The sequence below is a fragment of the Kineococcus lubricus genome, assembly GCF_050871965.1.
Lineage (GTDB): Bacteria > Actinomycetota > Actinomycetes > Actinomycetales > Kineococcaceae > Kineococcus.
On sequence record NZ_JBJLSK010000003.1, the window covers coordinates 190200 to 202242 of the forward strand.

The 12043-nt window shown below is 75.5% G+C and carries 12 protein-coding genes, 4 tRNA genes and 1 other RNA gene; 10 read left to right on the forward strand and 7 right to left on the reverse strand.

Going from position 1 to position 12043, the window contains the following annotated elements; genetic code table 11:
- Positions 1–119: 119 nt before the first annotated feature.
- The gene (locus ACRYRX_RS03545; protein ID WP_432510425.1) at positions 120–2135 is read right to left on the reverse strand and encodes a penicillin-binding transpeptidase domain-containing protein; all 2016 of its coding nucleotides are present in this window, start codon (positions 2133–2135) and stop codon (positions 120–122) included.
- Between the two features lie 46 nt (positions 2136–2181).
- Here ACRYRX_RS03545 and ACRYRX_RS03550 point away from each other — a divergent pair.
- The 3 genes from ACRYRX_RS03550 to ACRYRX_RS03560 all read left to right on the forward strand — a co-directional run bounded on the left by ACRYRX_RS03550 (position 2182) and on the right by ACRYRX_RS03560 (position 3918).
- A tRNA-Ser gene (locus tag ACRYRX_RS03550) sits at positions 2182–2273 on the forward strand.
- Positions 2274–2449: 176 nt separating this feature from the next.
- A tRNA-Arg gene (locus tag ACRYRX_RS03555) sits at positions 2450–2522 on the forward strand.
- A gap of 790 nt (positions 2523–3312) precedes the next feature.
- Positions 3313–3918 carry an Lsr2 family DNA-binding protein gene (locus ACRYRX_RS03560; RefSeq protein WP_432510426.1) on the forward strand — a complete coding sequence of 202 codons (606 nt, stop codon included), beginning with the start codon at positions 3313–3315 and terminating at the stop codon, positions 3916–3918.
- Positions 3919–4013: 95 nt separating this feature from the next.
- Here ACRYRX_RS03560 and ACRYRX_RS03565 read toward each other — a convergent pair whose 3' ends face one another.
- From ACRYRX_RS03565 to upp, 3 genes are all read right to left on the reverse strand, one after another.
- On the reverse strand, positions 4014–4772 hold the full coding sequence (locus ACRYRX_RS03565; protein ID WP_432510427.1) for a PH domain-containing protein: 759 nt from the start codon (positions 4770–4772) through the stop codon (positions 4014–4016).
- A gap of 62 nt (positions 4773–4834) precedes the next feature.
- Entirely contained in the window at positions 4835–4996 is a 162-nt protein-coding gene (locus ACRYRX_RS03570; protein ID WP_432510428.1) for a hypothetical protein, read from the reverse strand.
- A gap of 159 nt (positions 4997–5155) precedes the next feature.
- Positions 5156–5791, reverse strand: a complete 636-nt coding sequence (upp, locus tag ACRYRX_RS03575; RefSeq protein WP_432510429.1) for a uracil phosphoribosyltransferase — start codon at positions 5789–5791, stop codon at positions 5156–5158.
- An 82-nt stretch (positions 5792–5873) separates the two neighbouring features.
- Between upp and ACRYRX_RS03580 the strand changes: the two genes are divergently transcribed.
- The 3 genes from ACRYRX_RS03580 to ACRYRX_RS03590 all read left to right on the forward strand — a co-directional run bounded on the left by ACRYRX_RS03580 (position 5874) and on the right by ACRYRX_RS03590 (position 7052).
- Positions 5874–6452, forward strand: coding sequence for a tRNA adenosine deaminase-associated protein (locus ACRYRX_RS03580; RefSeq protein WP_432510431.1), 579 nt, complete (start codon positions 5874–5876; stop codon positions 6450–6452).
- Positions 6453–6487: 35 nt separating this feature from the next.
- Positions 6488–6922 (forward strand): tRNA adenosine(34) deaminase TadA, encoded by a 435-nt coding sequence (tadA, locus tag ACRYRX_RS03585; protein WP_432510432.1) that lies wholly within the window; start codon positions 6488–6490, stop codon positions 6920–6922.
- 43 nt (positions 6923–6965) lie between these two features.
- A tRNA-Ser gene (locus ACRYRX_RS03590) sits at positions 6966–7052 on the forward strand.
- Positions 7053–7107: 55 nt separating this feature from the next.
- Here ACRYRX_RS03590 and ACRYRX_RS03595 read toward each other — a convergent pair.
- The 3 genes from ACRYRX_RS03595 to ACRYRX_RS03605 all read right to left on the reverse strand — a co-directional run bounded on the left by ACRYRX_RS03595 (position 7108) and on the right by ACRYRX_RS03605 (position 8290).
- Positions 7108–7752 (reverse strand): LytR C-terminal domain-containing protein, encoded by a 645-nt coding sequence (locus tag ACRYRX_RS03595; protein ID WP_432510433.1) that lies wholly within the window; start codon positions 7750–7752, stop codon positions 7108–7110.
- A 29-nt stretch (positions 7753–7781) separates the two neighbouring features.
- On the reverse strand, positions 7782–8081 hold the full coding sequence (locus ACRYRX_RS03600) for a type II toxin-antitoxin system VapB family antitoxin (protein WP_432510434.1): 300 nt from the start codon (positions 8079–8081) through the stop codon (positions 7782–7784).
- Between the two features lie 124 nt (positions 8082–8205).
- Positions 8206–8290 (reverse strand) — tRNA-Ser (locus ACRYRX_RS03605).
- A gap of 109 nt (positions 8291–8399) precedes the next feature.
- On the opposite strand from ACRYRX_RS03605, the gene ffs reads away from it, so the two are divergent.
- The 4 genes from ffs (at position 8400) to ACRYRX_RS03625 (ending at position 11947) form a co-directional block, all read left to right on the forward strand.
- Positions 8400–8496, forward strand: an RNA gene (gene ffs, locus ACRYRX_RS03610) — signal recognition particle sRNA small type.
- A 61-nt stretch (positions 8497–8557) separates the two neighbouring features.
- Complete coding sequence (locus ACRYRX_RS03615; RefSeq protein ID WP_432510435.1) at positions 8558–10693, forward strand: DNA polymerase III subunit gamma and tau; 2136 nt, start codon at positions 8558–8560, stop codon at positions 10691–10693.
- Positions 10694–10773: 80 nt separating this feature from the next.
- Positions 10774–11373, forward strand: a complete 600-nt coding sequence (gene recR / locus ACRYRX_RS03620; protein ID WP_432510436.1) for a recombination mediator RecR — start codon at positions 10774–10776, stop codon at positions 11371–11373.
- A complete protein-coding gene (locus ACRYRX_RS03625) occupies positions 11366–11947 on the forward strand; it encodes a DUF5063 domain-containing protein (protein ID WP_432510437.1) in 582 nt (193 codons plus the stop codon). Before recR ends, ACRYRX_RS03625 begins: the two co-directional genes overlap by 8 nt.
- The last annotated feature ends 96 nt before the right edge of the window (positions 11948–12043 follow it).

Here is a 12043-nt window from a genome sequence, read left to right on the forward strand (position 1 = left end):
CAGCATCCTCACCCCTCGTGGGGGCGGTTGGCAATTCCTTCGCCGCATGTGGCGGAGATTTCGTGCCGAAGCCGGCCCGTTCCTCGAAGGACGCTCACCGGACCCGCACAGGAACCGGCTCAGGAATCCCCGGTGTACCCCCCGGCCGCGGCCAGGCGGACCAGGAAGTCCCGCGCCAGCGGCGCCGCGACCGACCCGCCGCTGACCCCCTCGGTGACGAACACCGAGAACGCCAGCCCGCCCTGGTAGCCGATCGTCCACGCGTGCGTGGCCGGCGGCACGGCGGTGCCGTGCTCGGCCGTGCCCGTCTTGGCGTGCACCGGTGCCCCCGGCACGTCCGCCAGGACGGTGGCCGTCCCGGCGGTGACGACGTCGCGCATGAGCCCGCCGACGACCCCCAGCAGCGCCGGGTCCGCCGCCGACGCCGGCGCGGAGGGTTCGGCGACGGCGGGGTCGGTGACGACCGTGGGCCGCCGCAGCTCCCCCGCCGCGACCGAGGCCGCGGCGACCGCCATCGCCAGCGGCGAGGTGAGCGTGCGGCCCTGCCCGAAGCTGGCGGCCGCCAGGTCGACGGCCGACGTGGCGCTGGGCACCGTCCCGGGGAAGGCGTCCGCCCCGGCCGCCCACTCCGCGCCCACACCCAGCTCGGCCGCGGCGCGGGGCAGGTCGTCGTCGCCCAGCCGCACGCTGAGCCCGGCGAAGGCCGTGTTGCAGGAGCGGGCGAAGTCCGTGCGGAACGGCACCTCACCGAAGGCCTCGTCCTCGAAGTTCGAGAACGAGCGCCCCTCGACGGTGTACGTCGGCGGGCAGGGCACCGTCTCCCCCACGTCCAGGCCGTTCGCCAGCAGCGCCAGCGTCGTGACGACCTTGAACGTCGACCCCGGCGGGAAACGCCCGGTGAGCGCGCGGTCCCCGCCGTCGACGGGGTGGTTGGCGACCGCCACGACGGCGCCGGTGGCGACGTCGACCGCGACGAGCGCGGCGTCGGCGGGGCTGGCCGCCAGGGCGTCGTCGGCGGCGCGCTGCACGGCCGCGTCGAGGGTCGTCGCCACGGTCTGGCCGGGCACGGCCGCCACCCGGAACAGTTCCACCGAGGTGGCGTCGCTGCCGCCCTGCGCCTGGACGGCGATCCCGACCCGGCCCGCGAGCCGTTCGTCGTAGGTCCGCTGCAACCCCGACAACCCCGCGACGTCCCCGGCCACGTAGCGGCCGGCGGAACCCTCGACGATCTCGGCCGTGACCTGGCCGACGCCGCCGAGCAGGGAGCGGGCGAAACCCCGGGTCGGTGCCAGCGGCAGCGTGGACTCCGCGAAGACCGCCCCGGGGATCGGCTGCAGGACGGCCCGCTGGGCGTCGTAGTCGCTGCGCCGCAAGGTGATGACGTCGACGAACGCGTCCGGGGACGCCTGCTGCACGCGGGTCGCCAGCGCGGCGGCGTCGACCCCCAGGGCCGCGCCCAGGGCGTTCGCCGTCGCCACCGGGTCGCCGGTGCGCGAGGGCTGGACCCCCACCCGCACGACGTCGGTGGCGGTGACGACGGGGGAACCGTCGCGGCCCAGGACGTCGGCGCGCGCCGGGACCGTGCGGTCCACGACGAAGGTGGCCCCGGAGGCCAGCGCCGGGTGGACGAGGGCGGGTTCCCACACCGGGCGCCAGGAACCGTCGTCCTGCCGCGTGAACCGGGCGGTGGTGCGGTAGCGGAGGACCGCCCCGGGCGGGGCGCCGTGCGCGGCGGCGAGGTCGAACAGGACGTCGAGGGCGGCCCGCGCCGTGCCCTCCCCCGCGTCGTCGGCGTCGACGGAGGCGACCGTGACGGCGGGCGCGGGGGAGGCCAGCGACCCGGTCAGGCGCGCGTACTCCGCCTCGACGTCCGCGGGGGCGGAGACCAGGCCCGCGGAGGCCAGCCCGGGGCCCGACCAGGCGTCGGCCAGCTCCTGCGCCGCGGCGCGCACGTCCTGCGCGGGGTCGTCGCGGCCGGTCGCCAGCCACCAGGCGCCGGCCCCGGCGCCGGCCACGACGACGGCCCCGCCACCGGCCAGGAGGGCGCGCCGCGCGAGGTGGCCGCCGCGGGCGGCGGGGACGCCGGCGGCACCGCCGGACGACGAGGACTCGGGCTCGGGCACGTTGTCGGTCATCGTCGGTGATGCTCGCACGTCACGGGCTGCTAGCCTTCATGACGTTGGAGGCGTCGCATAGTGGCCTAGTGCGCCCGCCTGCTAAGCGGGTTGGGGGCTAACACCCCCTCGCGGGTTCAAATCCCGCCGCCTCCGCCAGGGTCGAGGGCTCCGGTCGCACACCGCGACCGGGGCCCTCGCCGCTTCCCGGGGACCCCCCAGCGCCCCCCGCAGCCCCGATCAGCAGCCCTGGAAGCGTTGCGCCGCAGTCGATTGGTGACGCGGGCCGAAGCCCGCTACAGTAGGTCCAGTCAGCGCGTCACGGCGCGCCGGACGCGCCCGTAGCTCAACGGATAGAGCATCTGACTACGGATCAGAAGGTTAGGGGTTCGAATCCCTTCGGGCGCACACCTGCACGACGAGAAGGCCCCCGGCACCGCCGGGGGCCTTCTCGCGTTCCCGCCCCGTCCCGGCTCTCCACGCCGACCCGGGCCGGTCGCCGCCCGGCCCGGTACCGCGCGGCGGCCGGCCGGGCGGGTCGGCGCTCCCCCGGAGCCGCTCCCCGGTCCACCTCGACGCCCTCACCGACCCCCGGCCCCGGCCCCGGCCCCGGCCCCGGCCCGCGGAGGTCACGACCCCGCCCGGTCCGGTCCCGGGCCACCGGGCCGCGCGGACCGGTGGCCGTGCGACTCCCCACCCGCCGGTCCCCACCCGCCGGTCCCCGCCGCCGGCCCGTGCGCCGGCCCCGTCCGCCGATCTCGGCGACAACCCCGGGACGGCCCCGGGCACACCCCGGGAACAACCCCGGGACAACACCCCGGACAACCCGCCGAGAACTCCCCCGCACAACCCGGGGCGACGCCCGGACAACGCCCGGACAACGCCGGGACAACGCCGGCACAACCCTCCGCCAGGACCACCGCGACGCGGCCGCGACGTCCCGACAACTCCGGCGCACCCCGGTCACCCCGCCCCGTTCGGGGGCGAACCCCCCGCGGGAACACCGCCATAACCCGCCGGGGAACGGGTTCCCGGCGCCGTGAACCGTTCACGTTCGAAGGCCGGGACAACTCCCCGGCCCCATACCGCAAGAAGGGTGGAACTCACCGGAGAATCCACGCTCCGGTGCGCGAACTCCGAGGGAACTGTGGTTTCATTGACTCAGTATTATCCAGCCCACTTCCCCCGGGAGCCCAGCATGGCAAGTCACGACGTCGCACTGAAGGTGGCCACCGAACTGCCCGTCGGTGCCGTCGACCTCGAGATCCCCGTCAAGCGGAACGGTCGCAAGATCGGCACCTTCACGGTGAACGCGAACGGTGTCTCGTGGAACCCGGCGACCGCCAAGGCCGCCACCAACGTGACGTGGGAGGACCTCCCCGCCGCGCTGGCCGGTACCGCTGCCGCTGCTCCGGCGGCCGCCCCGGCGAAGAAGGCCGCCCCGGCCAAGAACGCCGCCCCCGCCAAGAGCGCCGCCCCGGCGAAGAAGGCCGCCCCGGCCAAGAACGCCGCTCCCGCCAAGAGCGCCGCCCCGGCGAAGAAGGCCACCGCCAAGAAGTCCACCCCGGCCCCGGCTCCCGCCCCGGTCGAGGAAACCGCCGCCGAGGCGCCGGCCCCGGCTCCCGCGCCGGCCGCCAAGAAGACCAGCGCCAAGAAGACCACCGCCAAGAAGTCCGCCCCGGCCTCCAGCGCCGCCGTGGACGCCCGCGCCGTGCGCGAGTGGGCCGCCGCCAACGGGATCGCCGTCGCCCCGCGCGGCCCGATCTCCTCGACGATCATCGACCAGTTCAAGGCCGCTCAGTGAGCTGAGTCCACCCTGGACGTGCGACAGGGGGCGCGGTCTTCACGACCGCGCCCCCTGTCGCACGTCCGGGACGGTTCGGCCTCGCCGGCCGGCCGTCAGCGCGAGCGCCGCGGCACCACCCTGCGGGCCAGCCGCCGCACCCGTGAACCCTGCCGGGGCGGCGTGTCAGCGGCCCCGACCTCCCCGAACAACTGCTCGCAGATGCGCACGTACACCTGGTCCGGCATCGGCAGCCGGTCGACGTCGCTGAGGGCCTGGTTCTGCCCGGCCGATTCCATCACCAGCTCGCCGTAGCCCAGGAACCGGCCGAGCAGCGAACGGTGGTAACTCATGTCGGTGACCTTCGTCAGCGGCATCATGGCGACCTGGCGCTTCACGACGCCGTAGGTCAGCAGCAACCGCTTGTCGGTCGCGACGAACCAGTCACCGCGCCACTGCAACCACTTCCAGACCGCCCGCGCCAGCAGGCAGAGCCAGCCGGCGAACAGGACGTTCGGCAGGTGCGGGACGTCGTCGATGCGCACGACCAGCCACAGCCACAGGACGAGCCCGGCGACGCAGCTGAAGACCGGTTCGGCCAGCACCACGAGGTGCCGGCGCAGGCACACCAGCCTCTTCTCGGTGTCCAGCACGTAGCGGCGCACCCGCGCCGGGGGGCGTTCCCACAGGGGGTCGTGCGCCGTCCCGGCCACCCGGCCCGGGGTCCCCGCCCCGTCCTCGTCGTCGTCCTCGTCCGCCCCGCCGGGCAGGGGGTCGTCCTCGAGGCCGGGCAGGTGGTGCTCGTCGTCGGCGGGCCGCACGACGCGCCAGGTGCCGTCCCGCGCCGACTTCCGCAGCCGGGTGCCGGAGAACATCACGAGCTCGCGGCCCTGGTCGTCGGGGTCCTCGGGCTGCCCGTCGTGACGCGGGTCGCGCTTCAGCTCAGCAACCCGTCGAAGAAGTCCGCGATGCTCCTGACCGCCGTCCCCAGCCCTTCACCGACGCTGCGGACGAAACCGGCCGCCTGGTCGGGGGACCGGTAGACCGCGTAGACGGCGAAGACCACCAGCACCCACCACAGAACTCGGCGCCACTTCACGGGCCGGCTCCTTCCCGCGTTCCACCGAACGCTCGTCGTACCTCACGGAGTGCGGACAAAGCTGAGCTGATCGGGGGACATCCTGCCGGAAACGCCGCTCAGCACGAAGCCCCGCGCCGCGATCTGCTCGGCACGGGGCTCCGGGGTGCGGGGGAAGGGTCACACGACGCCGTACAGGCGGTCCCCCGCGTCCCCCAGGCCCGGCACGATGTACCCGTTCTCGTCGAGGCGCTCGTCGACCGCGGCGGTGACGACCGTGACCTGCGCGTGGTCGTCGAAGGCCGAGCGCACGACCTCGATGCCCTCGGGGGCGGCCAGCAGGCACAACGCCGTGACCTCCTGCGCGCCGCGTTCGAGCAGGTACGTGATGGACGCCACGAGGGTTCCCCCGGTGGCCAGCATCGGGTCGAGCACGAAGCAGTGCCGGCCCGTGAGGTCGTCGGGCAGCCGGTTCGCGTAGGTCGTGGCCTGGAGGGTCTGCTCGTCGCGGATCATCCCGAGGAACCCGACCTCGGCGGTGGGCAGCAGCCGCACCATGCCGTCGAGCATCCCGAGCCCGGCCCGCAGGATCGGCACGACGATCGGTTTGGGCGACCGGATCCGCACGCCGGTGGTCGGCCCGACGGGGGTGGTGATGGGGTGCGGCTCGACCGCGACGTCGCGGGTGGCCTCGTAGGCCAGCAGGGTGACGAGCTCGTCGGCGAGGCGCCGGAACGTCGGGGAATCGGTGCCACGGTCCCGCAACGCGGTCAGTTTGTGGGCGACGAGGGGGTGGTCGATGACGGACAGGCGCATGGAGCACCAAAATACGCCGCTCCGGGCCCCCGGCGAACTGCGGTGGTGGCCCCGGCCGGTCGGCTCCTGCCACGATGGGCCCGTGGCGTACTTCACCGCAGTGCTCTCCCCCCACGGTTCCGGCGACGGCTCCGGCGACGGTCCCGGCCTCGACTGGCGTCCGGTGGACGTCGACCTCGAGGCCGGTTCCCCCGACGAGCTCGGCGACGTCCTGCGCGGGGCCGTCGACGGCTCCGGCTCCCCCGACGCCCCCGTCCTGGCCGTCCTTGAACGCGAGGACGAGTGGTTCGCGGTCGTGCGGACCGACGGCCCCATCGACGTGAGGGTGTTCGTCTCCGACGCGGTCGCGGCGGCCGAGAGCGCCTACGCGCCGCTGTTCGCCGAACTGCCCACGGCCGGCGACCGGGCCGGGGCCACCGGCCAGGACGACGAGGACGGCGCCGGGGACGACGACGAGGGCGGGACCGGCGCGCAGGAGCCGCGGCCCGAACCGGCCGTCGCCGAGGACGTGTGGGCCGGCGACCCCGAACTGCTCGCCGACCTCGGGTGCCCCGCGGACGTCCTGCTGCGGTTGTCCGGTTCCGGCGTCGACCCCGCCGAGGCCACGGTCGAGATCGGGGAACTGCTCGGGTTCGCCGACGTCCTGGAGTCGCTGCGCTGAGCGGGCTGGCCGTCCCGGCCCGGTGGTCGGACTGGATGGGGACGGCCCTGGAGCAGGCCCGCGGCTGCCTGCCCACCGGTGACGTCCCCGTGGGGGCGCTCGTCGTCGACGCCGGCGGCGAGGTCCTGGGGGTGGGCCGCAACGAGCGGGAGGCCGCGAACGACCCCACCGCGCACGCCGAGGTGCTCGCGCTGCGGGCCGCGGCCGCGCGGCACGGGCAGTGGCGGCTCAGCGGGTGCACGCTCGTCGTGACGCTCGAACCGTGCGTCATGTGCGCGGGGGCGACGGTGCTGTCCCGGGTGGACCGGCTGGTGTTCGGGGCCTGGGACGAGCGGTTCGGCGCGGCCGGTTCCCTGCGCGACGTCGTGCGCGACCCCCGGCTGAACCACGTCGCCGAGGTCGCCGGCGGTGTCCGCGCGGACGAGTGCCGGGCCCTGCTGGACGCCTTCTTCGCCGAGCGCAGGGGCTGACCGGAGGCACCGCCCGCCGGCGTGTACCCTGGTCGGGCACCAAGGTGATGTGTCCGAGCGGCCTAAGGAGCACGCCTCGAAAGCGTGTGAGGGGGCAACTCCTCCGTGGGTTCAAATCCCACCGTCACCGCAGTGAGGGCGAAGGGCCCCGGGGGTTCCCCCGGGGCCCTTCGTCGTGCGGGGCGTCAGCAGGTCGGCTGGGCGTTCGCGGGCACCGGGGGGACGAGGGCGTCCTCGGCGAGCAGCGCCTGGTACCCGTCGCCCAGGCTCACCGTGACGACCGTCGCGGCCGGGTCCTCGACGAGCTGGACCTCCGGAAGCCGGGCCGCCACCGTGACGGCCTGCTGCACCGCGGCGGCCGGGTACGTCACCAGGGCCGTCCCCGGCCCCGTCGGCGTCGGCGCGTTGCCCACGGTGCCCACCACGAAGCCGCGGGTGCGCAGCTCGCCGGCGACCGCGGCCGCCAGGCCCCGGCGGTCGGTCCCGTTGAGGACGTCGAGCGTCACCTCCCCCGGGGTCAGCAGCGCCGGGGGCGCCGCGGGCGCGCAGCTGGGCGTCGCGGCCGCCGACGGGGTCGCCGTCCCCCCGGGCTGCCAGCGGTCGCTCCACACCAGGTAGGCGCCGCCGCCGACGGCGAGCACCAGCGCCACCACGACGGCGAAGACGACGCGCTGGCGCACCAGCCGGGTGCGCCGCCGCTGGGCCAGCCGCCGGTACGACTCCTCGTCGAGGTCGTCCTCGACGTCGGGCAGCACCCGCTCGTCGACGTGGTCGTCGGCGTCCACCCCGTCCGCCTCGTGCTCCTCGCGCCCGTCGTGCTCGCGTGCCACCGTTCCCCCTCGGTCCCCGTGCTCGATCGTCAGTCCGGCAGCGTGAGCACCCGCGCGTGCAGGACCTGGCGCTGGTGCAGCGCGGCCCGCACCGCGCGGTGCAGCCCGTCCTCCAGGTACAGCCGCCCGCGCCAGGACACCACGTGCGCGAACAGGTCGCCGAAGAACGTGGAGTCCTCCGCGAGGAGCGCGTCGAGGTCCAGGGTCCGCTTGGTGGTCGTCAGCTCCTCCAGCCGGACCTGCCGGGGCGGGACCTTCGACCACTGGCTCGTCGTCTCGTACCCGTGGTCGGGGTAGGGACGTCCTTCGCCGACGGCCTGGAAGATCACAGCGCGAGAGTCTAGGCGTGAGCGCAGCTCACGGGCGGTCACCGCGCCGGGTGTCCCCGGCCCCGTCGCGGGGCGGGACGACGAAGGCCCGCCCCGGAACGTGTCCGGGACGGGCCTCGCGCGGCGGAGGATAGGGGATTTGAACCCCTGAGGGCGTTAACCCAACACGCTTTCCAAGCGTGCGCCATAGGCCACTAGGCGAATCCTCCAGTGCCACCAGCGTAGCGCGCCGTGACGAGTGCTCTCGACCACCCCGTGTCCTCCCCCGTCCGGGCGGGGGCGGTTGGACCCCGGGACGGGCCGTGTCGTACGGTGGTCCCAGACCCCTCGTGCGGCGTCACCCCGTCAAACCCCCCCAGGGCCGGAAGGCAGCAAGGGTAGATGGGCTCTGGCGGGTGTGCGGGGGGTCCCTTCGTCCCGCAGCCCGTTCCCGCGACCCGCCGGTCGTGTCGCCGGACGGCGTTAGCCTCGACCCCGTGACGACCGCGCTGTACCGCCGCTACCGGCCCGAGGCCTTCGCCGAGGTCATCGGCCAGGAACACGTCACCACCCCGCTGATGCAGGCCCTCGCCAAGGGCCGGGTCACCCACGCCTACCTGTTCTCCGGGCCGCGCGGCTGCGGCAAGACGACCAGCGCCCGCATCCTGGCGCGCTGCCTGAACTGCGCCCAGGGCCCCACGCCCACGCCCTGCGGGGTCTGCGACTCGTGCACCGACCTGGCCAACGGCGGCCCCGGCAGCATCGACGTCGTCGAGATCGACGCGGCCAGCCACAACGGCGTCGACGACGCCCGCGACCTGCGCGAGCGGGTCTCCTTCGCCCCCGCGCGCGACCGCTTCAAGGTCTACATCCTCGACGAGGCCCACATGGTCACGGCCGCGGGCTTCAACGCGCTGCTCAAGACGGTCGAGGAGCCGCCGCCGCACGTGAAGTTCGTCTTCGCCACCACCGAGCCGGACAAGGTCCTGACGACCATCCGCTCGCGCACCCACCACTACCCGTTCCGGCTGGTGCCGCCCGCGCAGCTCACGGCGTACCTGGCCGAGCTGGCCGAGAAGGAGGGCGTCCGGATCGGCAAGGGCGTCCTGCCGCTCGTCGTGCGCGCGGGGGGCGGGTCGGTCCGCGACACCCTGTCGGTCCTGGACCAGCTCATCGCCGGGGCCGGCGACGAGGGCGTCACGTACGACATCGCGGTCGCGCTGCTGGGGTACACGCACGCCTCGCTGCTCGACGACGTGGTGGAGGCTGTCGCGGCCGGGGACGCGGCCACGGTCTTCCGCGCGGTCGAGCGGGTCGTCGACACCGGCCAGGAGCCGCGCCGCTTCGCCGACGACCTCCTCCAGCGGCTGCGCGACCTCGTCATCGTCGCCGCGGTCGGGGACTCGGCCGGGGACGCGCTCGCCGTCCCCGAGGACGCCCTGGAGCGCCTCCAGGCGCAGGCCGCGCACCTCGGCCGCGCCGAGCTGTCCCGCGCGGCCGACGTCGTGGCCGCGGGGCTGGAGCAGATGACGGGGGCGACCTCCCCGCGGTTGCAGCTGGAGCTGCTGTGCGCGCGGCTGCTGCTGCCGGGCGCGGACGCCGACGGCGGCCTCGGCACCCGGCTGGACCGGCTGGAGCGGCGGATCGGCGCCGGCGGCGGCCTCCCCCTCGCGGCGCCGGCCCCCGTCGCCGCCCCGGTCCCGCCGGCCGCACCCCCCGCCCGGGAGGCCACCCCGGCCCCCACCCCCGCTCCCACCCCCGCTCCCACCCCGACGCCGACCGACCCGACCCCCGCCCCCGCCCCCGCCCCCGCCCGTGAGCCGGTCGCGGGCGACTGGCCGTCCGCGCGCACCCCCGGTGGCTCGCCGCCGGCCGCGCGGCCCGCGGCCCCGGACGCACCGCCGGTGCACGTGCAGGCCCCGGCCCCGTCCGCCCCGGCGGCCGGGGGCGACGCCGAGACGGTCCGCCGCCTGTGGACCGACGTGCTGGGCAAGCTGTTCAGCCTCAAGCGGCTCACGTGGTCGCTGGTCGCCGAGAACGCGACCGTCGCGGACTTCCGCGGGGGCGTGCTGACCCTGCAGTTCCGCTCCCCCCAGCTCGCGGCCCGGTTCACCCGCGGCAACGACGCGGGGTACGTCGCCGAGGCGCTGTTCCAGGTGACCGGCATCGAGGCGAAGGTGCAGGCCGCCGGGGGCGGTGACGCCGGCGCCGGGCGGGCCGCCCCGCAGCGCCCCTCGCGCGGCGGGTGGGGCCCGGCGGCCCCCGAGCAGCAGGCGCCGCGGCAGCAGGCCCCCGCCGCGCCGCCGCAGCAGGCCGCCCCGCAGCCCGTGGCGGCGCCCCCGCGCGCTGCCGCGCCGCGCACCCCGGCACCGGCCGCACCCGCCCCGGCGCAGAACGACTACTACGCCGACGTCCCGCCGCCGACCGAACCCGTCGAGGACCCGGGCGAGGAGCAGCTGTCCCGGCCGCGGCGCTCCGAGCCGCCCGCCGCCCCCGCTCCCACCCCGGCGCCGGTCGCGGTGGAGGACGACACCCCCAGCCGGGACGACGCCGACGCCGAGGAGTCCACGCTGACGGGCATCGCGGTCGTGGAGCAGATCCTCGGCGGCAAGGTCCTGTCGACCGACGACTGAGCGGCGGCGACCGGGCGGGCGACCGCGCGGGTGGCCGGCGGGTGGCCGTCCGTGTCCGAGCGGGCACGTAGTCTCGTGGCGTGTACGAAGGAGTCGTCCAGGACCTGATCGACGAGCTCGGTCGGCTCCCCGGCGTGGGGCCCAAGAGCGCTCAGCGCATCGCGTTCCACCTGCTGGCCGCGGACGCGGCCGACGTGCGGCGGCTCGCGCAGGTCCTCACCGAGGTCAAGAGCCGCGTCCGGTTCTGCGCGGTCTGCGGCAACGTGGCCCAGGAGGAGCTGTGCCGGGTGTGCCGCGACCCGCGCCGGGACCCGAGCGTCATCTGCGTCGTGGAGGAGTCCAAGGACGTCGTCGCGATCGAGAAGACGCGCGAGTTCCGCGGCCGCTACCACGTGCTGGGCGGTGCGATCAGCCCCATGGAGGGCGTCGGTCCGGACGACCTGCGGATGCGCGAGCTGCTGTCCCGCTTGTCCGACGGGCAGGTGACCGAGACGATCATCGCGACGGACCCGAACCTCGAGGGCGAGGCGACCGCCACGTACCTGGCGCGGCTGCTCAAGCCCATGGGGCTGAAGGTGACCCGTCTGGCCTCCGGCCTGCCGGTCGGCGGCGACCTGGAGTACGCCGACGAAGTGACGCTCGGCCGGGCGTTCGCTGGACGGAGGTCCCTCGATGGGTGAGAGCAACCGCACCGAAGCGGTCGGCGAGGACCTCGCGCGGCTCGCCGACACCACCGCCGCCGAGGTGCGCGCGTACCTGACGACCGTCACCGAGGTCGCGACGGGCCGGCTGGACTCCAGCTCGCTGTCGGTGCTGCTGCTCGCCGTCAGCCAGACGCTGGTCACCGGGGCCCGGCTCGGGGCCGTCGACGACGTCGTCCCCGCCCGCCGCTTCGAACCGGACGCCGGCCCCGACCCCGACGTCGACCCGGTGCGCGCGAGCCTGGCGAACGTCCTGGAGGGCCTGGACGACTACGCCGACGTCGTGGACCCCCTGACCAACGCCGCCCTCGTGCGGGGGGCGCTGTCGGACGACCTGACGTCGGTGGCGGCCGACCTCGAGCACGGCCTGCGCCACCACGAGCGCGGGGACCTCACCGAGGCCCTGTGGTGGTGGCAGTTCTCGTACCTGTCCTCGTGGGGCCCGCGGGCCACGGCGGCGCTGCGCGTCCTGCAGTCGCTGCTGTCCCACCTGCGGCTGGACGTGGACGCCGACACCGCCTCGGACGCGGAGTTCGACGCGCTCCACCCCTGATCGCGCCCCTGATCCGCTCCGATCGCACCGGGCGCTGAGCACACTGCCCAGCCCGTCGGCGTGCGGTTGAGCACGGCCCGGAGCACGCCGGCGGTG

Bases quoted from the DNA above. Each gene is read 5' to 3' on its own strand.
- ACRYRX_RS03545 (WP_432510425.1), bottom strand. From the start codon at position 2,135: ATGACCGACAACGTGCCCGAGCCCGAGTCCTCGTCGTCCGGCGGTGCC.
- ACRYRX_RS03560 (WP_432510426.1), top strand. From the start codon at position 3,313: ATGGCAAGTCACGACGTCGCACTGAAGGTGGCCACCGAACTGCCCGTC.
- ACRYRX_RS03565 (WP_432510427.1), bottom strand. From the start codon at position 4,772: ATGTTCTCCGGCACCCGGCTGCGGAAGTCGGCGCGGGACGGCACCTGG.
- upp (WP_432510429.1), bottom strand. From the start codon at position 5,791: ATGCGCCTGTCCGTCATCGACCACCCCCTCGTCGCCCACAAACTGACC.
- tadA (WP_432510432.1), top strand. From the start codon at position 6,488: ATGGGGACGGCCCTGGAGCAGGCCCGCGGCTGCCTGCCCACCGGTGAC.
- ACRYRX_RS03625 (WP_432510437.1), top strand. From the start codon at position 11,366: ATGGGTGAGAGCAACCGCACCGAAGCGGTCGGCGAGGACCTCGCGCGG.